Source organism: Paraconexibacter sp. AEG42_29 (genome assembly GCF_040581415.1).
Classification (GTDB): domain Bacteria; phylum Actinomycetota; class Thermoleophilia; order Solirubrobacterales; family Solirubrobacteraceae; genus Paraconexibacter.
This window is the reverse complement of sequence record NZ_CP114014.1, coordinates 3,118,594-3,138,916: the sequence shown is the minus strand read 5'-3', so window position 1 is coordinate 3,138,916 and position 20,323 is coordinate 3,118,594. Positions and strand designations below refer to the sequence as shown.

The following is a 20,323-nucleotide window of genomic DNA, read 5'->3' as shown; positions in this document are numbered from 1 at the left end:
CACGTCTCCTCAGCGGTCCCATCTGAAACCAGGGCTGTTCGCATACGGTCAGGCGACCTGTCCAACGCGCGTTGCGGCCGTTGGCCGAATCGTCATGAGAGGTCCCTTGCAGCAACCAGGGGGACCGCGGCCGGGGGCGAAGAGTCGGCGTATGGCCATCGCTACGGGTGAGAGCACCCGGCATTCCTTCGAGCATCACGTCCTGGACTTCCTGGCCTACCTCGAGTTCGAGCGGGGACTGTCACGGAACACCCTCGAGGCCTACCGGTCGGACCTGCTGCAGTTCGGCACGTTCCTGCACGACCGCGGCCAGGATGCGCTGACGGCCGTCCATGCCGACCTCGCCGCCTTCATGTCCCAACTGGCGCAGGGCAGCGAGCAGCGTCCGCCCGTCGCCGCCGCGACGCTGCAGCGCAAGACCGCGTGCCTGCGCTCCTTCTACCGGCACCTGCGGCGCGAGAACCTGATCGACCGCGACCCGACGGCCGACCTGCGCGCGCCGCGCAAGCAGCAGCGGTTGCCGAAGGTCCTCAGCCGCGACCAGGTCGCCGCGCTGCTGTCCGCCCCGCACGGGACGACCCCCGCGGCGCTGCGCGACCGCGCGCTGCTCGAGCTGATGTACGCCTGCGGCCTGCGCGCGAGCGAGGCGACCGAGATGCACGTCGGCGACCTCGACCTGCAGGCCGGCGTCCTGCGCGCCCGCGGCAAGGGCAGCAAGGAGCGCATGGTCCCGGTCGGCCGCGAGGCGCTCGCCGCGGTCGCGATCTACCTCAAGCGCGGCCGCCCGATGCTGGTCGGCGCCCGCGAGGAGCGCCACCTGTTCGTCAACCAGCGCGGCGGCGGGCTCACCCGCCAGGGCCTCTACAAGATCGTCCAGCGTCACGCCGCCACCGTCGGGCTGCAGGACGCGATGTCGCCGCACACGTTGCGCCACACGTTCGCCACGCACCTGCTCGCCGGGGGCTGCGACCTGCGGTCCCTGCAGGAGATGCTCGGCCACGCCGACATCGCCACCACCCAGATCTACACGCATCTGAGCGCCGAGCGGCTGAAGGACGTCTACTTCAAGGCGCACCCGCGTGCCGCGAAGGACGCCTGAGGACGCCGCCGGCGGACGGATGTCCGGCGACGCCTTGGCGGGGCGGTCTGTGGCACGATCGCCCGCGATGACCGCTTCACGTTCCGCCCGCCGCTCGCTGTGCACGCTGCCGCTGCTCCTCGCCCTGGTCGCCTCCGGGTGCGGCAAGGAGCGCCAGCCGTCCCCCGACGTCAAGACGCCCGGCCCGGTCTACGGCAGCGAGAACGTCCGCTACCCGGCCGCCGGCCTCGAGTTCCCGCAGGCGCCCTCGGGGTGGTCGCGGTCGCTCGCGGCGGCACCGGCGATCGTCACGATCGCGACCGGCGAGGCGACGATCGGGATCTTCCGCTATCCGCGCACCGAGGCGCTGCCGAAGACCAAGAAGGACCTCGACAACGCGGCGACCGCGCTGATCGCGGCCGCGAAGGCCCGTGACCCGTCGTTCACCGAGCTCAAGCGCGCGCGGCTGAAGGTCGACGGCCAGCCCGCCGTCCAGATCCGCGGGACCGAGACGATCGCCGGGAAGCCGCGCACCGTCCGCACCACGCACATCTACGCGTTCGGCGGCGAGATCGTGGTCGACGCCTACGCGCCCGAGAAGGACTTCCGCCGGGTCGACACGCAGGCCTTCCGGCCGCTCGTCGCGTCGATGAAGATCACGGCGCCGACGAGCCCCTGATGGCCGGCCGCCGCGCGATCGTCGTCGTCCTCGACGCGTGCGGCGCCGGTGAGCTGCCGGACTCCGCCGACTACGGGGACGCGGGGGCCGACACGCTGGTCCACGTGGCACGGGCAGTCGGCGGCCTGCAGCTGCCGACCCTGGGGGCCCTCGGGCTCGGCCTCATCCGCCCGATCGACGGTGTGGGCATGTCGTCAGCGCCGGTGCTGCACGGGCGCGTCCATCCGCTGGGCCCGGGCAAGGACTCGACCACAGGCCACTGGGAGCTGATGGGCGTCGTCCCGCCCGTCGCGCTGCCGGTGTACCCGGACGGCTTCCCGGCCGAGGTGGTCGCGGCGGCGACCGCGGCGACCGGGCGGCGCTTCTGCTGCAACAAGCCCTACAGCGGCACCGCCGTCATCGAGGAGTTCGGCGCGCACCACCTCGCCACGGGCGAGCTCATCCTCTACACGTCGCAGGACTCGGTGATGCAGATCGCGGCCCACTCGAGCGTGCTCTCCGAGGCGGAGCTGCAGGCGCTCTGCGGCACGCTGCGCGGCGTGATGCTGGGGGAGCACGCCGTGGGCCGGGTCATCGCGCGCCCGTTCACCGGGGCGCCGGGGGCCTTCACGCGGACCACGGGTCGCCGGGACTTCGCCGTGGACCCGCCGTCGCGGTCCTACCTGGACGCGCTGACGGGCGCGGGGATCCCGGTCCACGCGGTGGGCAAGGTGGACGACCTCTTCGTTCACCGCGGCATCACGCAGAAGCACGCGGCGGCGATGAACGGCCCCGCCATCGAGCACACGACGCGGCTGCTGCGCGAGCTCGACCATGGCCTGATCTTCACGAACCTGATCGAGACCGACCAGCTGTACGGACACCGCAAGGACGTCGCGGGCTTCGCCGGCGCGTTGCGGGTGATCGACGCCGCCGTCGCGGAGTGGCTGGAGCTCGCGGGGGAGGACGACCTGCTGATCCTGACGGCCGACCACGGCGTCGACCCGGACACCGACCACTACGACCACACCCGCGAGCACGCGCCGCTGCTGGCGTCGTTCGCGGGACACGGCGGCCGGCACCACGACGGGCCGATGGCGGACGTGGGCGCGTCGGTCCACGCCTGGCTGACGGGCGGTCCGGCGCCGGACCTGCCGGGCACGTCGTTCCTCTGAGCGAGTGGCTTCCTTGCGCTGACCGAGGCGTCGGGGTCGGTGGGGTGAGGCAGGGGGCCGGTGGGGTCGGCTGGCCGACGCCGAGCGCCAGGTGGTCGGGGTCGGTGGGGCTGACGTCGCGGGGCTGGTGGTGGGGGTCGGTGGCGCTGACGTCGCGGGGCTGGTGGTCGGGGTCGGTGGGCGCTGACGCTGCGGGGCTGGTGGTCGGGGTCGGTGGCGCTGACGCCGAAGACCGCCCCGGATGTGGCGGCTTCGGAACTGCGGGCTGCTGACGGCGGTGGGCGCTGGGGGGCTGCGGGGGCTCGGGTGCGGGGCGTGGGGCGGGCAGGTGGCTGCACGGGCCGAGTGGTGGATCCTCGGCGTCCCCACCCGTCTGACGACCAGTTCTGGTCGTCCTGACGACCAGTTCTGGTCGTCCTGACGACCAAAACTGGACGTCAGACCGTTGGGGATCGGGGACGCGCCGTAGCCGGTGCCGCTGGAGCGGCTCGATCGCCCGGGGCCGCGGAGGGTTCGACGGGTCAGGCCCGCCATACCCTCCGTGCGCGTCGCGCGTCGGGGCACATTCGCGCAGCTCCCTGTCCGGGGGCGTTCCTAGACTCGGGTGATGCCGGAGCTGCCCGAGGTCGAGACGATCCGCCGCGGGCTGCAGCCGCTCGTCGAGGGCCGCGTCGTCACCGCGCTGCGGGTGCACGACCCGCGCTGGACCGAGCCGCTGGACCCGTTCGTCGTGACCGAGGCGGTCGATGGCCGGCGGATCGAGGCGCTCGGCCGGCGCGGCAAGTACCTCGACCTCGTGCTGACCGACGAGGTCCACCTGCTCATGCACCTGCGCATGACGGGGACGCTGCTGTACGACACGGCGCCGGACCAGCGCTACCGCCGTGTGACCTTCACCTTCGACGACGGCCACGAGCTGGCGTTCTGCGACCCGCGGCGCTTCGGGACGGGGGAGCTCGTGCTCGGCGATGACGCGCGTGAGGCGTTCTTCGCCACCCGCCTGGGGATCGAGCCGCTCGACGGCGCCCTGACCGGGCCGGCGCTCAGGGCCCTGGCGCGCGGCCGGCGCGCGCCGATCAAGGCCTTCCTCCTGGACCAGCGCCGCGTCGCCGGCGTCGGGAACATCTACGCGGACGAGGCGCTGTTCCGGGCCGGGATCCATCCGCTGCGGCCGGCGGGCAGCTTGACCGGCGCCCAGTACGAGCTGCTCGCGGGCGCGGTCCGCGACGCGCTCCAGGCCGGCCTCGCTGCCGGCGGCGCGACGATCGACGACTTCCGCCACCCGGACGGCGTGTCCGGCAACTTCCAGCACGAGTTCCTGGTCCACCTCCGCGCGGGCGAGCCGTGCGGGACCTGCGGGACCGAGATCGTCAAGTTCGTCGCGGCGGGACGCGGGACCTACGTCTGCCGGACGTGCCAGCGGCCGCCGCGGGTGCGGCGGCGGTGAACGTCAGGCGGCGAGCAGCTCCGCGAGCTTGCCGGACTTGTCGGCCGCCAGCGTCTGGTCGAAGCCCCCGACCAGCGTGCCGTCGATGATCACCTGGGGGAAGCTCATCATGCCGGTCTTCTCGACCAGCTCGGACCGGCCGTCCGCGTCGCGTGCCAGATTGATCTCCGAGTACTCGACGCCGCGCTTGGCGAGCAGGCTCTTCACGCGCGTGCAGTACGGGCACGGCTCGGTGGTGTAAACGATGACTTCGGCCATTACTTCAACAAAGATAGCGACTCCGTAGCGCGTGCCCGGGCCCGTCAAGACCGAGGCGATCGTGCTGCGCTCGCTGCGCTACGGCGAAGCCGACCGGATCCTGCACTGCTACACGCCCGGCCGCGGCCGGATCGGCGCGATCGCGAAGGGCGTCCGCAAGACGCGCAGCCGCTTCGGCGGGCGCCTGGAGCCGTTCTTCCGGCTGAACCTCGTGCTGCACGAGGGCCGCTCGGACCTCATGACCGTCACCAGCGTGGAGACGGTGAGCGCGTACGCGGCCCTGCGGGTCGACGGCCCCGCGCTGGACAGCGCCGCTCGCGCCTGCGACGCGGTCGCCCGGCTGTTCGACACCGCCGAGCCCAGCCCGCCGGTCTTCCACCTATTGGCGAACGAGCTGCAGCTCCTGGACGCCGGCGCCGGCGGGGTGCACGGGGTCGCGCCGCACGCCCACCACGAGAACCAGCTCGCGTTCCGGATGAAGCTGCTCCTCGTCGCCGGCCTGGCCCCGCAGCTGACCGCGTGCGCCACCTGCGGGGAGGGCGACCACCTCGTCGGCTTCTCGGGCGCAGCCGGCGGCGTGGTCTGTGCCTCCTGCGAGGCGGGCGGCTTCCGGCTGGACCAGGAGGCGCACGACTTCCTCGCCGCGGCGATCGGACGGCCGCTGGCGGAGGTCCCGACCGGGGTCGGCAGCCGTGCGCTGCGCCAGGCCGAGCGCGCGATCACCGACACCGTCGAGCACCACGTCGGCACCCACCTGCGCAGCGCGACCGCGCGCTGAGGTCACGCTTCGTGAACAGGACGGAGGGGCGCCGACCGGAGCCGAATCGGGTCTATACGCTGGCTCGATGAGCGCCGAGCGACGTTGGGTGCAGGACTTCAGCGAGGGCAGCCGCGAGCAGCGCGACCTCCTCGGCGGGAAGGGCGCCAACGTCGCGGAGATGACGCGGATCCTGGGCGCCAGGCGCGTCCCGGCGGGGTTCACGATCACCACGGAGGCGTGCGTCGCCTACATGGAGTCAGGCGGTACGGCGCCGGACGGCATGGACGCCCAGGTCGCCGAGGCGCTCGCGCGGCTCGAGTCCCACGCCGCCAAGCGGCTGGGGGACGACACCGATCCGCTGCTGGTGTCCGTCCGCTCCGGCGCCCGCGAGTCGATGCCCGGGATGATGGACACCGTCCTGAACCTCGGGCTGAACGACGCCTCGGTCGGCGGCCTGGCGGACAAGACCGGCAACGCGCGCTTCGCCTGGGACTCCTACCGGCGGTTCGTGCAGATGTACGGCAACGTGGTCGTCGGCATCGACGGCGAGCGGTTCGAGGACGCGATCGCCGAGGTGAAGGACGCCCGCGGCGTCGACCTGGACACCGACCTGGACGCCGCCGCCCTCGAGGAGCTGACCCGGACCTTCCAGGGCTTCTACGACTTCCCGCAGGACCCGCAGGCGCAGCTTGCCGGCGCGATCCGCGCGGTCTTCGACTCCTGGCTCGGCGACCGGGCGGTCACCTACCGGCGCCTGAACCGCATCCCGGACACTTGGGGGACGGCGGTCAACGTCCAGCAGATGGTCTTCGGCAACATGGGCGACAGCTCGGGTTCCGGGGTCGCGTTCAGCCGCGACGAGGTCACCGGGGAGCCCGACCCGTCCGGCGACTTCCTGATCAACGCCCAGGGGGAGGACGTCGTCAGCGGCGTGCGCAACACGCAGGACATCGCCGACCTGAAGGACGTCCTGCCCGGCGCCCACGAGCAGCTGATGGAGATCCTGCGCACGCTCGAGGCGCACTACAAGGACATGCAGGACACGGAGTTCACGGTGCAGGAGGGGCGGCTGTACATGCTTCAGACCCGGTCGGCGAAGCGCCCGGCGCAGGCGGCCGTGCGGTTCGCGGTCGACGCGGTCGCCGAGGGGCTGCTGACCGAGGCCGAGGCGCTCATGACGATCGACCCGGCGTCGCTGGAGACGCTGCTGTCGCCGATGTTCGATCCGGCCGTCGACTACGCGGTCGCCGCGACCGGCATCGGTGCCTCGCCGGGCGGCGCCAAGGGCCAGGTCGTGTTCAGCGCCGGGGCCGCGGTCGCCGCCCGCGCGGAGAAGCGCGACACGATCCTGGTGCGGACGTTCACGGACGCCGGCGACGTGGCGGGCTTCGCGGCCGCCCGCGGGATCCTGACGTCGACGGGCGGCAAGGCGTCCCACGCGGCCCTCGTCGCCCGCGGCATGGGCCGGCCGGCGGTCACCGGCGCCGCCGCGCTGAAGATCAACGTGAGCACGAAGGTGCTGCGGCTGCCGGACGGCACGACCGTCGGCGAGGGCGACTTCATCGCGATCAACGGGACGACCGGCGAGATCACGCTGGACGACGTCCCGGTCATCGCGCCGGGGGTCTCTAGCGAGCTCGAGCAGGTCCTGAACTGGGCGGACGGGATCCGCCGGCTCGGCGTCCGTGCCAACGCCGACACGCCGGACGACGCGCTGCGGGCCGTCGAGCTCGGCGCCCAGGGCATCGGCCTCTGCCGCAGCGAGCACATGTTCCTCGGCGAGCGCCAGCCGCTGATGGCGGCGGTGATCCTGGCCGAGGGCGACGAGGCGCGTGCCGCCGCGATCGACGAGCTGCGCCCGCTGCAGGAGGAGGACTACGAGCAGATCCTCGTCGCGCTCGCCGGCCGCCCGCTGTGCGTACGCCTGCTGGACCCGCCGCTGAACGAGTTCCTGCCCGAGCCGCACGAGCTGCCGGAGGGGTCGCCCGAACGGGCGCGCGTCGAGTCGCTCCAGGAGGAGAACCCGATGCTCGGCACACGTGGGGTGCGCCTCGGGATCCTGCAGCCCGAGCTCTACGAGATGCAGGTCCGCGCGTTGTTCCGCGCTGCGGCCCGTGTCCCGGACGCCGACGTGGAGGTGATGATCCCGCTCGTCGATTACGAGCAGGAGCTCGAGTTCATGCGGGAGCTCGTCGAGCGGATCGGCGAGGAGGAGGGCGTGGTCCGCGGCCGGGACTACAAGTTCGGGTCGATGATCGAGCTCCCGCGGGCGTGCTTCCTGGCGGACCGCATCGCTGATCACGCCGACTTCTTCTCCTTCGGGACGAACGACCTCACGCAGACGGGCCTGGGCTTCAGCCGCGAGGACATCGAGGCGCGGATCCTGGAGCGCTACATCGACGTGAAGATCCTCGACCGCTCGCCGTTCGAGACGATCGACACGCCCGGGGTGGGGCAGATGGTCCGGATGGGGGCGTGGCTCGGCCGCACCACGAAGGAGCAGCTGAAACTCGGGGTCTGCGGCGAGCACGGCGGGGACCCGGACTCGATCGCGTTCTTCCACGACTCCGGGATCGACTACGTGTCGTGCTCGCCGCCGCGGGTGCCCGTCGCGCGGCTGGCGGCGGCGCAGGCGCAGATCGCCGACAAGCGCTTCTGACGGTGTTGCGGGCAGCCGCTGACCTGGTCGCGCTGCAGGCCTACCTGCGGGTCGCCGCCGTCCACCACCGCGAGGTCGTCCGGTCCGGGCCGTTCGTGCTGCACCTCGACGCGGTCTCGCCGTCGCCGGGGCTGAACTACGCGATCCCGGACGATGGGACCGCGCCGTCGCGCGGGCAGGTGTCCGCGCTGATGGCGGCGTTCGCGGCGCGTGAGCTGACCCCGGCGCTCGAGTACCTCCCTGCGCTGTCGCCGGACGCGGAGGGCCCGTTGCGGGCGGGCGGGCTCGGCGTGGAGGCCCGCATCCCGGTGATGCTGGCGCCGGCCGCCGACCTGGTTGACGTCCCGCCCCCGCTCGGCGTCGGCATCGTGGTCGCCGACTCGCGGACGAGCGCGCTGACGCTGACGCGGATCGTCGCGGTCCAGGAGGCCGCGTTCGGTGCGCCCGCGCGGGTGGTCGAGCAGGGCGAGGTCGAGCGCCTGCGCCGGACCGCGCGCGACGGGGTGGTCGCGTTCGCCTACGCGGACGGTGAGGTGATCGCCGGCGGGGTCGCGCTCACGGTGCGCGACGGGTTCACCGAGCTCGCGGGCATCGGTGTGGACGCGGCGCACCGGGGCCGGGGGATCGCCGGTGCGCTGACCGCGGTCCTGGCGCGGGAGGCGGTGGCGCGCGGGGCACGGACGCCGTTCCTGACGCCCGCCGACGAGGCGGCGGGGCGGGTCTACGCCCGGGCGGGCTTCCGGATCGCGGGGGAGATGCTGCACCTGCGCGGTGTATCGGGCTGACCGCTGGACGGCCGATCGCGGACGGGCGCCGTCGATGTGCCACTAGGCGCCGACGGTTTCAGGCGGTCATCGCAAGGAGTGCGTTGAGTGTCTCACCTGGGTTGCGCCATTCCAAGGTCATGCGGGGCCGGCCGTTGAGCTGATGGGCGACGCGGTCGAGCTCGGCCTGGTCGTGAACGGCGAGGTCGGTGCCCTTGGGGAAGTACTGCCGCAGCAGCCCGTTGGTGTTCTCGTTGGTCCCGCGCTGCCAGGGACTGTGCGGGTCGCAGAAGTACACGTCGATCCCGGTCGCGATCGTGAACTCGGCGTGCCGGGCCATCTCCTTGCCCTGATCCCAGGTCAACGTCTTGGCCAGATGCGCGGGCAGCTGCTTGATCTGGCCGGTAATCGCCTCACAGACCGCAAGGCTTGAGCGGTCCTTTCCGATCCGGGCAAGCATCACGTACCGGGTATGCCGCTCGACCAAGGTGACGATCGCCGAGCGGCCGTACGCGCCGACGATCAAATCGCCCTCCCAATGACCCGGAACCGCCCGGTCCTCGACCTCCGCCGGGCGCTCTGAAATCGACACCATCCCCTGGATCTGGCCGCGACCGTCCTTGCGGCCCTGCGCGCGACGATGCACGCGGCCGCTACGAAGCGACACCGCAAGCTCCTTCCGCAAGCTGCCTTTGCCCTGCACAAACAACGACTGGTAGATCGTCTCGGTCGACACGCGCATGCTCAGATCGTTCGGGTACTTCAGTCTGAGCGCCCGCGAGATCTGCTGCGGCGACCAGCACTGCGCAAAGCCCTCGCGGACCTCCAAAAGCAACGCCGGATTGGACAGCAGCTTGCGGACCTTCGGCCTCCTGGAGCGCCGAAACGTCGCCCACTCCGCCCCCGTCACGCGATACCCCTCCCGGCCCCCGTTCCGTGCGACCTCCCGACTGATCGTCGAACCCGCCCGCCCCAGATCCCTCGCGATCTGCGCCAACGAAAGCCCCGCCACCAGCTTCAACGAGATCTCCTCCCGCTCCACAACCGACAACCGCAACGGCGACACCGCCCGGCTCCTGGGCTTCATCCCCCCACTCTCCCGCAGGATCCGCTGAACCGTCATCCGCGAGCACCCCGCGACTCTCGCCGCCTCACGCATCGACCTGCCCCCACCCACGATCTCCCTCACCTGCAACCTCTCCGCGGGACCCAACCTCTCATTACGACCTCGACCCTTCCTCATCCCAACCCCCAACGATCACGCGACGGAAACCAACATCCGTGCAACAACCACTGGAACCCACCGCCACATCGGCGCCTGGTGGCACATCGAGCGCCGCGGGCTGTCCGATGCGCCGTCACGTGCGCGGGTGGCGGGTAGTGGCACATCGGGCACCGTCAGTCGACGTGCAGGACCGCCTTGCCGGTGATCGTCCGGTCCATGAGCGCCGTCAGCGCAGTGCCCGCGTCCTTCCAGGACGCCTCGTGGCTGACCTGCGGGTCCAGCCGGCCGGCCGCGACCAGCTCCAGCAGCGTGGCCAGGTCCCGCGTGCCGGACTGCTCACGGGCCAGCTCGTTAAAGACCATCAGCCCGTAGACCCGCGCCCCCGGCGCGCGCCCGAAGAGCTCGCGCGTGCTGTAGCTGACGGGTTCGGCGACCGTGTTGGCGAACGAGACCACCACGCCGTAGGGGGCGACGTGCTCGATCGCGCTGCCCAGGACGGGGCCGCCGATCGCGTCGGCCACCACGTCGTACTCGCGGTCGATGCTCGTCACGACGGCGCCGGCGCCGAGCCGGGTCAGGTCGTCGGCGACGGCCGTGTCCCGGACGAGCGCGGTCACGTGCGCGCCGGACTCCCGCGCGAGCTGGATCGCGATGCGGCCGACGCCGCCCGTGGCACCGGTCACCAGGACGCGGCGGCCCAGGACGAGGCCGGCGACTTTCAGCACGTGCAGCGCCGTCAGCCCGGCGACCGGCAGCGCGGCCGCCTGGGTGTCGGTCACGCCGTCGGGGATCGGCGCCAGGATGGCGGTGGGGACGGCGACGAGCTCCGCCCAAGCGGTGCCCATGACGAGACCGACGACGCGGGTGCCGGCCGGCGGGCCGCTCCCGTCCGCCGCGGCCTGCTCGACCACGCCCGCGACGTCCCACCCGTTCTGCGCCCCGGCCGTCATCGTCGGCAGGCGCTTGATCTCCCCGCGGTTGAGCGAGAACGCCGTCGTCCGGACGAGCGCCTGCGACGGCAGCGGGACGGGGTCCGGGATGTCCGCCAGGGTGATGTGCGGGGGCTCGGCGGTGACGGTCAGGGCGCGCATCGGGTCACCGTAGCGGCCTGTCGCCGCGGCACCGGACCGAGACACATCGCCCGGGCTGGGATCATGGAGGCAATGGATCCGCACGCCCAGCCCGGCCCGGTCGCCTCCGCCTTCGCCGCGCGCCGCCAGGCCTGGGAGGCAGGGCACCTCTCGCCGCTCGCCGCCCGGTCCTGGCCCGGCGTGCGCGCTGTCCCCGAGGTGGACTGCGGCCTGCGCAGCCCGCTGCAGCGCGACCGCGACCGCATCGTCCACTGCAAGGCCTTCCGCCGCCTGAAGCACAAGACCCAGGTGTTCGTCGCGCCCGAGGGCGACCACTACCGCACGCGGCTCACGCACACGATCGAGGTCACCCAGATCTCGCGGACGGTCGCCCGGGCCCTCGACCTGAACGAGGACCTGACCGAAGCGATCGGGCTGGGCCACGACCTGGGCCACGCGCCGTTCGGGCACATCGGCGAGGACCACCTCGACGAGGCGCTCCAGGCGCGGTTCGGCCGCAGCTTCAAGCACTTCGAGCACTCGTTGCGGGTCGTCGACGTGCTGGAGGGCGACGGCCTCGGGCTCAACCTGACCGCCGACGTCCGGGACGGCATCCTGTGCCACTCCGGCCGCTCACCGCAGCCGCGCACGCTGGAAGGCAAGATCGTGCGCATCGTCGACCGGGTCGCCTACATCAACCACGACATCGACGACGCGATCCGCGCGGGTGTCCTGGACGCCCGCGACCTGCCGTCCGGCCCGCTGGAGGTCCTGGGGACGACCGGCTCCATGCGGATCGACCGGCTGGTGCACGACCTGGTGGAGTGCTCGGCCGCCGCCGGCGACATCGTGCAGGGCAGCGAGGCCGGCGAGGCGATGTCGGCGCTGCGCACGTTCATGTTCGACAACGTCTACCTGGGTGCCCGGTCGCTGCGGGAGCAGGAGAAGATCGGCAACGTCATCCGCACGCTCTTCGAGCACTACGCGTCGCTGCCGGACGGGCCGCCCGACGGCGGCGGTGCCCCTGGGGCCGACCGGGCCCAGCGGATCACCGACTACATCGCCGGCATGACCGACCGGTACTGCATCCGCACCTACGAGGAGCTCGCGGTCCCCGACGGCTTCGTGGGGTAGCGGGCGGGCGCCGGTACGCTGAACGGTCGATGGCCCGGTACACGGACACCAGCAAGGAGCGGGTCAAGGACAGCGTCGACATGCTCGCGCTGGTCGGCCAGTACACCGACCTGCGCAAATCCGGGCCGGTGAACTACAAGGGCCTGTGCCCATTCCACGACGAGCGCACGCCGTCGTTCAACGTCAACGTCGACGAGAAGTTCTTCAAGTGCTTCGGCTGCGGCGAGGGCGGCGACGCGCTGACCTTCGTGCAGAAGAAGGAGGGCCTGGACTTCGTCGGGTCGCTCGAGCACCTCGCCGAGCGCTTCGGGGTGGAGCTCGAGGTCGAGGACGAGGACCCCCGCGCCGCGCAGGCCCGCGCCCGGCAGGCCCGTTTGGGTGAGCTGCTGAGCCGGACGGCCGACTTCTACGTCCGCCACCTGTGGGAGTCCAAGGAGGCGTCGCACGCGCGCGCCTACCTGACGGAGCGGGGGATGGACGAGGCGCTGCTACGGGAGTTCCGCGTCGGCTATGCCCCGCGCAAGTGGGACGCCGTGCTGATCCCGTCGCGGCGGGCGGGCTACACCGAGCAGGACCTGCTCGACGTCGGGCTCGTCATCCGGTCGCAGAAGGGCGGCGCGCCCTACGACCGCTTCCGGGCGCGGATCACGTTCCCGCTCTGCGACCGCCGAGGCCGCGTGATGGGCTTCGGCGCCCGGCGGCTGGCCGAGGACGACAAGGGCCCGAAGTACCTGAACTCGAACGACGGGCCGCTGTTCCACAAGGGCAAGAACGTGTACGCGTCGGACATCGCGCGGGCGCACGCGACGAAGGCCGGCCAGGTGATCCTGGCCGAGGGCTACACCGACGTCATAGCGCTGCACCAGGCCGGTCTGCGGAACACGGTAGGCCTGATGGGGACGTCGCTGACGACCGACCAGGTGACGGAGCTCGCGCGGCTGGCGTCCGTGGTGGTTCTGGCGCTGGACGCCGATAGCGCCGGGCAGGAGGCGATGCTGCGGGCGGCCCAGGTCGCCGCCGGTCGCAAGGTCCAGCTGCGCGTCGTGAAGCTGCCGGCGGGCATGGACCCGGCGGACCTGGTGCAGGCGGAAGGCGCCGATGCGATGCGGCGGCTGGTCGACGAGAGCGTCCCGTTCGTCTCCTTCCGTGTGCACCGGACGCTGGAGACGGCGAACCTCATGAGCTCGGAGGGGCGCGACGAGGCGTTCGGCGCGCTGAAGCCCGTGCTGGACGAGGTCCCGGCCGGGGCGCTGCGCGAGGAGCTCGTCCGCGTGGTCGCCGACCGGACCGACATGCCCGCAAGCGTGATCGAGCGCGAGCTCGCCACGCGGCCGGTGGTGGCTCCGCGCGCGCCGGCATCGTCCTCGTCGCTGTCCTCACGGCCGGCGGGTGGCGCGCCGCAGCGTCCGGCTGGGCCCCGGCAGCAGCTGCAGGCGGCTCAGCCGCGGGTAGCCGGCGCCGACCCGCGGGACGTGCGCGGGCAGGCGACTCAGCCGAACCGGCCGCCCCAGGCAAACCGGCCGGCCCAGCCGGTCCAGGCGCCGCGGCCGACGGGGACGCCGGGAGCGGGGCCGACGGCCGCGGCGGACCGGGGGACCGGCGGCGTGACGACCGTGCTGGCCGGGGAGGGCTGGGAGGGGATGGATGCGCTCGAGCCGCACCCGGACGAGCTCGACCCCGGTGCGGCACCGGACGTGCAGGTGCCGACGCCGGCCACGCCGCCGTCCGCCGCGACGTCGCAGGCTCAGCCCGCGCGCGCGGGTGCGCCTGCGCAGTCCCCGGCGGCGGCCGTGCCCACGCCGGAGCCGGCGGACGGCCCGGTCCGCGACCCGATGCCCGACGGCCCGCACGCCCGCATGGAGCGCGCGCTGCTGATCCAGGTCATCGCCCAGCCGGCGATCGGGCGCCCGGCGCTGATCGAGCTCGGGGGGCCGGACGCCTTCATCCCCGGTGTCCACCAGCGCGCCGCCGCGCACCTGCTCACCCACGACGGCCCGCCGATGGCGACCGTCGACGAGAGCGATCCCGTGCTCGCCTCGCTGATGGCCGGCCTCGTCATCCGCGCCACCGAGCAGGCGACCGACGCCGCGACGCTCGAGGCCGAGGTCCTGAAGCTGAAGCTCGCGGCGGTCGACCGGCAGATGCGGCGGGCGCCGAAGGGCGAGGTCCCGGCGCTCGCGCGGGAGCGTCAGCAGCTGCAGATCGCCCTGCGCGAGGCGATCGGGCGGCACATGGACGCGAGCGACACGGACCGCTGATCCGTCCGGTGTGCGAAGTCGGCCTCTGCGCGAACTGCCACGCCGAGGTGGAAGCCGGACAGCGCGCGCTGCCGTACACTTCCAGCACAGCCGATCCGGGGTAGCTCAACGGCAGAGCTCTCGACTGTTAATCGAGCGGTTGTGGGTTCGAATCCCACCCCCGGAGCTTGTACAGAACGCCGCCCACCGGGCGGCGTTCGTCGTTCCGGACCCGACAGCGTCCGCCGGCACGATCTCGTGTGGCACGCGATGGCGGCGCGCGGTAGCGTCGTGCGATGCAGAGTCAGACCCGGGCCGGGATGGCCCGAAGCGGCGGGGGCCGGGGATATCGAGTGGTGCTGCTGGCGCTGGCCATGGCGCTCGGTGGTGTTGTGGGGACGGCACCTGCCCAGGCGGCGTCCGGCGTGTTCGCCGCGGCCACCGCGACGGCGGCCGAGACCAATGCGGACCAGACGCTAAACCTCGCGGTGAACGGGACCTGCGGCCCGCTGGAGGGCGACGTCACGTACGACGTGACCCTCACGCCCGGCACGGCGTCCCCCGCCGACGTCGTCCTGCCCGCTTCGTCCTCCACCGTCACGATCGACTGTGGCGGCCTGCTGCCCAGCAGCCCGAAGACGCAGATCCCGGTCACGATCAAGGGCGACACCCTCGATGAGGCCGACGAGACCTTCACCGTCTCCTTCGCAACGGCGGCCGCGCCGACGACGGCCGTCAGCACGACGACTGTCACGATCACGGACGAGGACCCGACGCCGACCGTGACGACGGCTGCACCGACTGCTGCTGGAGAGGGCACCGGCACGGCAGGGACCGGGCTCGTGTTCCCCGTCACGCTCTCGGCCGCGTCCGGGCGCGCGGTGACCGTCGCCTACGCCACGTCCGACGGCACCGCGATCGCCGGCACCGACTACACCGCCACCACCGGCACGTTGACCATCCCGGCCGGCACCACGACCGGGACCGTCACGGTGCCGGTCACCGCCGACGCGATCGACGAGGACGACGAGACGCTGACGCTCAGGCTCAGCGCTCCGGCGAACGCCTCGCTCGCCGCCGCGGGGACCGAGGTCGCGACCGGCACGATCACCGACGACGACACCGCCACGATCACGATCGGTGGGGCGCGCGTCGACGAAGGGGCCGCGGGGGCGCAGACCGCCGTCAACCTGGTCGTCGGCCTGTCGACCCCCAGCGCAAAGGCGGTTTCCGTGAAGTACGCGACGGTCGACGGCACCGCGACCGCGGGGTCGGACTACACCGCCGCGAGCGGCACCCTGACGATCGCCGCCGGCGAACCTGGCGGCCTGGTCGCGGTCACCGTGACCGGCGACGCCACCGCCGAGCCCGACGAGATCTTCGGGGTCACCCTCAGCGAGCCGGCCGGGGCTGCGATCGCGACGAACGGCGGCACCGCGCCCGTCGTGATCCGCAACGACGACGCGACACCGCCCGGGAGTACCGCCACCCCGCCGGGCACCGGCGTGATCTCCGAGCCAGGGAAGACCGGCTCGCTGCCCCCCGTTGACTCCTCCGAGGGCAAGGCGCCCATCAAGCTCGGCAAGCTGAACTTCAAGAGGGCTACGTCGGCGCTGCGCTACGACGTCCGCTGCCCGGAAGGGGCGGGACGCTGCAAGGGCAACGTCACCGTGTTCACGGTCCCGATCCTGAAGTCGAAGGTGAAGGCCCTCCGCACGGAGCGGAAGATCGGGTCCAAGCGCTTCGATCTCGCCGCGGGGCAGACGGTGACGCTCTCGTACACGCTGTCGGCCGCCGCGAAGCGGTGGCTGAAGGAGGCCAAGACCTACAAGGTGATCGCCTACGGCGTCTCCACGAGCACGACGTTCGGGGTCTCCACCGCCAAGAACACCGGCACGCTCAAGCGGTAGGCGACGGCCGCGCGCCGTTGGGACGCGCAGCCGCCAGATCGCGTCAGCGGGTCGCGAGGACCACGACGAGGCCCGCGGACCACCGGAGGCCGGGACCGCCGGCGCGCACCGTGAGGCGACGACCGGCCCTTCGTGGTACCAGCACGATCGGGCCGCAGTAGTACGCCGGCGCCCGATCGATGCGGCACAGGAAGCGCGTCGCCGCCTTGTCGTCGGTCCGCATCGAGACGCCGACCAGCCCGTCCTTCCGCGCGACCGGCACGGCGAGCGACAGCCTTGGGGCAGCCAACTTCCGGGCGTACAACTGGGTACCGAGGGTCGAGGAGGCATTCGTCAGGTTGGCGGCCGCGGAGATGAAGAGCGCCGCGGTCCCGTCATCACGGATAGGAGCGGTCTGGAGCGTGGTCAACCCGCCCGGCTCGGGCTGCCTGCGTGCGCCCGTGTTGGTGGCGCTGATCGTCGATGTCGTCCCCGTCAGGCGGTCGCGTACGAACAGATCGGCTCCTGGGGCGTCCGCGGGGTACAGGTTCGACGCGAAAGACTGGAACGTCACGAAACGTCCGTCCGGCGTGATGCGCGGCGTGACCGAGTCGTTGTTCCCTTGGACGTTGAGAGAGCTCGCGCTGACAAGGGTCGTTGTGCGCGCCTTGCGGTCACGGATGTAGACGTCGGTCCGCTGGTTGCGGTCCTGTTGGTAGAGGGTCGTGGCGTCGGTGTCGAAGACGACGAAGCGACCGTCGCCACTCACATCGGCTGCCGACGTGAACGGTAGTGACACGGCCTTGTCCTGCTGGCGGCCCGACGTCGAGACGGAAACCCGCTCGACGCGCCCCGTCAGCGGTCGAGCGAAGACGTCAGTCAACCCGTTGTCGTCGCCCGGCACGAGATTGTCGGCCAGCGAGGTGAAGACGACGGTGCCGCCGTTCGCGCTGATGGCCGGAGCCACCGAGTCGGCGTTCGAGTTCGCTCCCTCGCGCGTGACGCTCACGCGGGTCGTCTTGCGCTCCCGGAGGTCGCGAACGAACACGTCGATGCGCCCGTTGGTGTCGTCGGCGACGAGGTTCGTGGCAGCGGAGCTGAAGACGACGAACCGCCCGTCGCCGGAGATGTCCGGCTGCCCCGACGGGCCGTTGGCCTGGGTGCCGTCAGAGGCGATGGACACCCGGACCAGCAGGCCGGCGCGATCGCGGGCGAAGACATCTGCAGCGTCGTTCGTGTCGTTCGAGACGAGGTTGGTCGCCGACGACACGAACGCCACGCGCGTGCCCGAGGCCGATATCGCCGGCCGGCTCGACGGCCCGTTGGCCGCGCTGCCGTCAGGCGCGCGCGAGACCACGAGCCGGCCCGCGCCCCGCAGGTCGGTGGCGATCACGTCGGTCCGCAGCCCGTCGGGCAGGCGCGGGTCTGCGACGGGCTGGACGTAGGCAGCGACGTCGCCACGGCCTGAGAGCACGGCCTGGTTGACGCTGCCCACCGGCGAGGTCCCCGCGCTCTTGCTGACGAGGACGGTCCGGTCCTTGATCGACACCGCGGTGGCCGGCGCGACGACGACGCCGCCGGCGGCGACCACGGCAAGTACGACACCGCGGCGCATCAGGGTGAGACGGTGCCGAGGCGGCCAGGGTCGTTGCTGTCGGGAGCCGCGCCCTTGGGGCCGGCCGGGGCCGCCTTGGCGGGGGCGACGGGCGCGGCCGCTGCGGTGGTCGTCGCGGGGGCGGTGGTCCTCGTCGGCTGCTGGGTCCGCTGGGGCGTGACGACGGGGGTCCGGCGCACCGGTGCGGCCGGCGTGACCACCGTGGCCGGCGTCGCGACGACCGGCGTCCGCGGCGCGGCGGCCTTCGCGGTCGACGCCTTGGCGGGCGTCTTCTTCTTCGCCTTCTTGCTCGCGGTGCGCTTGGTCTTCTTGGCGGCGACGCGCGCGGGCTTCGTGGCACCGGACCCGAACCGCGCGATCTCGGCCAGGCCTTCGCGGGCGTCGCCCGGCGTGATGGACGCGGTGGCGGCGGTGACCGACGGGGGCCGGACCGGGGCCTCGTCGGAGCCCGACGCCGTCATGACGGCGATCCCGACGCCGGCCGCGACGGCGACCACCGTGGCTGCAGCGACGCCGGCGACCGGCCGGGTCCGCCGAGCGGGGGCGGGGACGGTCGTCCGGACGGCGGTGGGGGTGGTGTCTGCGGGAAACCACGAGGCCGGGCCCTCGTCGGCCGACGACGTGGCTGACGAGGCTGCCGAAGCAGGCAGCCAGCGCGCGGCGTCGCCCTCCACTGGCGCCGGAACGGGCTCCGGCGGGGCAGGCGCGATGACGCTGCCGAGCTCGGCCGGGAGCCACGGCGAACGGGTGGTGTCGTCCTCGACGTTCGAGCTCACGTGGTAACCCTACGCGCCTCAGGCACCGGTGCGCCGCACCATCACAGGCACGGTTCGCAGCATGAGCTTGATGTCATTCCACAGCGACCACTCAGCCACGTAGAGGTAGTCGAGCTTGACCATCTCATCGAACGGGACGTGCTGGCGGCCCATGACCTGCCAGGGGCCGGTGAGTCCCGGGGTCAGGTCGAGTCGCGTCCGGTGCCACCCGAGCACGGCGTCGTTCTCCTCGCGAATCAGCGGCCGGGGCCCGACGATGCTCATCTCGCCGAGCAGGACGTTGACGAACTGGGGCAGCTCGTCGAGGCTCGTCGCCCGCAGGAACCGGCCGACGCGCGTGACCCGCGGGTCGTGGGCGATCTTGAACATCTTCCCGCCGGCGCACTCGTTCAGGTGCTGGATCTCGGCCTTCCGCAGGTCGGCGTCCTGGACCATCGTGCGGAACTTGTACATCGAGAAGGGGCGCTGACCGCGACCGATGCGCTCCTGGCGGAACACCACGGGCCCGTGTGACGTCAGGCGCACAGCCACCGCGATTGCCGCCATGAGCGGAGCAAGCAATATGAGCGCGGCCGTCGCGCCGCCGACGTCCATGATGCGCTTCGCGGTCAAGGCGCCGCGCGAGCGGTCAGGGCCCCGTAGCCCGAGCAGCGTCAGGCCTTCGATGTCGTGAAGCTCGACGCGGCTGCCGATGACCTCGAACAGTCGCGGGACGACGCTGATCTTCACGCGACGGCGCTTGCAGCGGCGGATGGCGTCCAGTAGGTCGTCATGCGGCACCGCCGAGAACGCGATGACCACGCTGTCGATCCGCTCGGTCTCGATCACGTGATCGATGTCGTTGAGCGAGCCGAGTTGCGGCAGGGTGGACAGCAGACGGGGACCGTTGCCGACCGCGTCGATGCAGCCGACGATCTCGAGGCCGAGCTCGCGGTGCTTGTCCGCCTTGGACGCGATGAGGTCGGCGATCCGGCCGGAGCCGATGATCAGGACGCGGTCATTGGAGGTATGCCGGCGGACGACCGTGCGTGCGACCTTGCGGCTGACGGGGATGGTCGCGCACCCGGCTCCCCACCAGGCGGTCACCAGTCCGGTCGACACCGTCGCGACTTCGGGACCGACGACGACGACGAGGCCGGCGGCGAACGTGAGGGCCTGCAGGAGGCGCGGCAGCTCATCGAGCATGCCCGCGCGGAGGACGACGGCGTCACGGGCGTAAAGGCCGAAGAGTTGGACAAGGACGAGGGCCAGCCCGGTGGCAGCGATCAGGACGAAGGCTTCGCCGGCGGGCCCGGTGACGGCTACGGCGAAGGTCGCCGCAACAACGAGACCGACGAGGTCGGCCCCGACCAGCGCCGTACGCGTCCAGCGGTCACGCGAGGACACCCGCTGATTGCCCGGCATGAGCAGCGTGGGCGTAAAACCGCCGCTGCTCGTCGACCCCAGGTCGTCGAGGTCCCCGACCCGCTGCCCACCGGGGACGGTCGGGACGAGCGCGTGCAGACCGATCTCTTCGATGCTTGCCATGGTTCACCACCCCTCTCTCAAGTCAGGATTCATGACGGCCATCCGCCTGCC

General features: G+C 72.2%; 16 protein-coding genes and 1 tRNA gene. 11 read left to right on the top strand and 6 right to left on the bottom strand.

All coding sequences use genetic code 11. From position 1 onward, the window contains the following. The first annotated feature begins 151 nt into the window (after window positions 1–151). The 4 genes from xerD (at window position 152) to mutM (ending at window position 4,358) form a co-directional block, all read left to right on the top strand. Window positions 152–1,099: a site-specific tyrosine recombinase XerD gene (xerD, locus tag DSM112329_RS15305; protein ID WP_354697418.1), complete on the top strand. Its 948-nt coding sequence runs from the start codon at window positions 152–154 to the stop codon at window positions 1,097–1,099. Between the two features lie 67 nt (window positions 1,100–1,166). Beyond that, on the top strand, window positions 1,167–1,757 hold the full coding sequence (locus tag DSM112329_RS15300; protein WP_354697417.1) for a hypothetical protein: 591 nt from the start codon (window positions 1,167–1,169) through the stop codon (window positions 1,755–1,757). Next, window positions 1,757–2,911, top strand: coding sequence for a phosphopentomutase (locus tag DSM112329_RS15295; RefSeq protein ID WP_354697416.1), 1,155 nt, complete (start codon window positions 1,757–1,759; stop codon window positions 2,909–2,911). The genes DSM112329_RS15300 and DSM112329_RS15295 overlap by 1 nt, the downstream gene beginning before the upstream one ends. A gap of 607 nt (window positions 2,912–3,518) precedes the next feature. Further along, window positions 3,519–4,358 (top strand): bifunctional DNA-formamidopyrimidine glycosylase/DNA-(apurinic or apyrimidinic site) lyase, encoded by an 840-nt coding sequence (gene mutM / locus DSM112329_RS15290; RefSeq protein ID WP_354697415.1) that lies wholly within the window; start codon window positions 3,519–3,521, stop codon window positions 4,356–4,358. A 3-nt stretch (window positions 4,359–4,361) separates the two neighbouring features. Here mutM and DSM112329_RS15285 read toward each other — a convergent pair whose 3' ends face one another. Next, a complete protein-coding gene (locus DSM112329_RS15285) occupies window positions 4,362–4,616 on the bottom strand; it encodes a glutaredoxin domain-containing protein (RefSeq protein WP_354697414.1) in 255 nt (84 codons plus the stop codon). Between the two features lie 31 nt (window positions 4,617–4,647). Between DSM112329_RS15285 and recO the strand changes: the two genes are divergently transcribed. The 3 genes from recO (at window position 4,648) to DSM112329_RS15270 (ending at window position 8,820) form a co-directional block, all read left to right on the top strand. Next, complete coding sequence (gene recO / locus DSM112329_RS15280; RefSeq protein WP_354697413.1) at window positions 4,648–5,394, top strand: DNA repair protein RecO; 747 nt, start codon at window positions 4,648–4,650, stop codon at window positions 5,392–5,394. A gap of 67 nt (window positions 5,395–5,461) precedes the next feature. Next, the gene (gene ppdK, locus DSM112329_RS15275) at window positions 5,462–8,035 is read left to right on the top strand and encodes a pyruvate, phosphate dikinase (protein WP_354697412.1); all 2,574 of its coding nucleotides are present in this window, start codon (window positions 5,462–5,464) and stop codon (window positions 8,033–8,035) included. Between the two features lie 2 nt (window positions 8,036–8,037). Continuing rightward, complete coding sequence (locus DSM112329_RS15270) at window positions 8,038–8,820, top strand: GNAT family N-acetyltransferase (RefSeq protein WP_354697411.1); 783 nt, start codon at window positions 8,038–8,040, stop codon at window positions 8,818–8,820. A gap of 58 nt (window positions 8,821–8,878) precedes the next feature. On the opposite strand, the gene DSM112329_RS15265 is transcribed toward DSM112329_RS15270, so the two are convergent. After that, the gene (locus DSM112329_RS15265; protein ID WP_354697410.1) at window positions 8,879–9,886 is read right to left on the bottom strand and encodes an IS30 family transposase; all 1,008 of its coding nucleotides are present in this window, start codon (window positions 9,884–9,886) and stop codon (window positions 8,879–8,881) included. Window positions 9,887–10,197: 311 nt separating this feature from the next. After that, entirely contained in the window at window positions 10,198–11,115 is a 918-nt protein-coding gene (locus DSM112329_RS15260; RefSeq protein ID WP_354697409.1) for a zinc-binding dehydrogenase, read from the bottom strand. A gap of 72 nt (window positions 11,116–11,187) precedes the next feature. On the opposite strand from DSM112329_RS15260, the gene DSM112329_RS15255 reads away from it, so the two are divergent. The 4 genes from DSM112329_RS15255 (at window position 11,188) to DSM112329_RS15240 (ending at window position 16,375) form a co-directional block, all read left to right on the top strand. Continuing rightward, window positions 11,188–12,228, top strand: a complete 1,041-nt coding sequence (locus DSM112329_RS15255) for a deoxyguanosinetriphosphate triphosphohydrolase (protein ID WP_354697408.1) — start codon at window positions 11,188–11,190, stop codon at window positions 12,226–12,228. Window positions 12,229–12,257: 29 nt separating this feature from the next. Then, a complete protein-coding gene (dnaG, locus tag DSM112329_RS15250) occupies window positions 12,258–14,486 on the top strand; it encodes a DNA primase (RefSeq protein WP_354697407.1) in 2,229 nt (742 codons plus the stop codon). A gap of 94 nt (window positions 14,487–14,580) precedes the next feature. Continuing rightward, a tRNA-Asn gene (locus DSM112329_RS15245) sits at window positions 14,581–14,652 on the top strand. Between the two features lie 109 nt (window positions 14,653–14,761). Then, the gene (locus DSM112329_RS15240) at window positions 14,762–16,375 is read left to right on the top strand and encodes a Calx-beta domain-containing protein (protein WP_354697406.1); all 1,614 of its coding nucleotides are present in this window, start codon (window positions 14,762–14,764) and stop codon (window positions 16,373–16,375) included. Between the two features lie 43 nt (window positions 16,376–16,418). Here DSM112329_RS15240 and DSM112329_RS15235 read toward each other — a convergent pair whose 3' ends face one another. Genes DSM112329_RS15235 through DSM112329_RS15225 form a run of 3 tightly spaced genes read right to left on the bottom strand, consistent with a single transcriptional unit; the run spans window position 16,419 to window position 20,272 of the window. After that, window positions 16,419–17,969 carry a hypothetical protein gene (locus tag DSM112329_RS15235; RefSeq protein ID WP_354697405.1) on the bottom strand — a complete coding sequence of 517 codons (1,551 nt, stop codon included), beginning with the start codon at window positions 17,967–17,969 and terminating at the stop codon, window positions 16,419–16,421. Continuing rightward, the gene (locus DSM112329_RS15230; RefSeq protein WP_354697404.1) at window positions 17,969–18,745 is read right to left on the bottom strand and encodes a hypothetical protein; all 777 of its coding nucleotides are present in this window, start codon (window positions 18,743–18,745) and stop codon (window positions 17,969–17,971) included. Before DSM112329_RS15230 ends, DSM112329_RS15235 begins: the two co-directional genes overlap by 1 nt. 18 nt (window positions 18,746–18,763) lie before the next feature. Next, a complete protein-coding gene (locus DSM112329_RS15225; protein WP_354697403.1) occupies window positions 18,764–20,272 on the bottom strand; it encodes a sugar transferase in 1,509 nt (502 codons plus the stop codon). Between the last annotated feature and the right edge of the window lie 51 nt (window positions 20,273–20,323).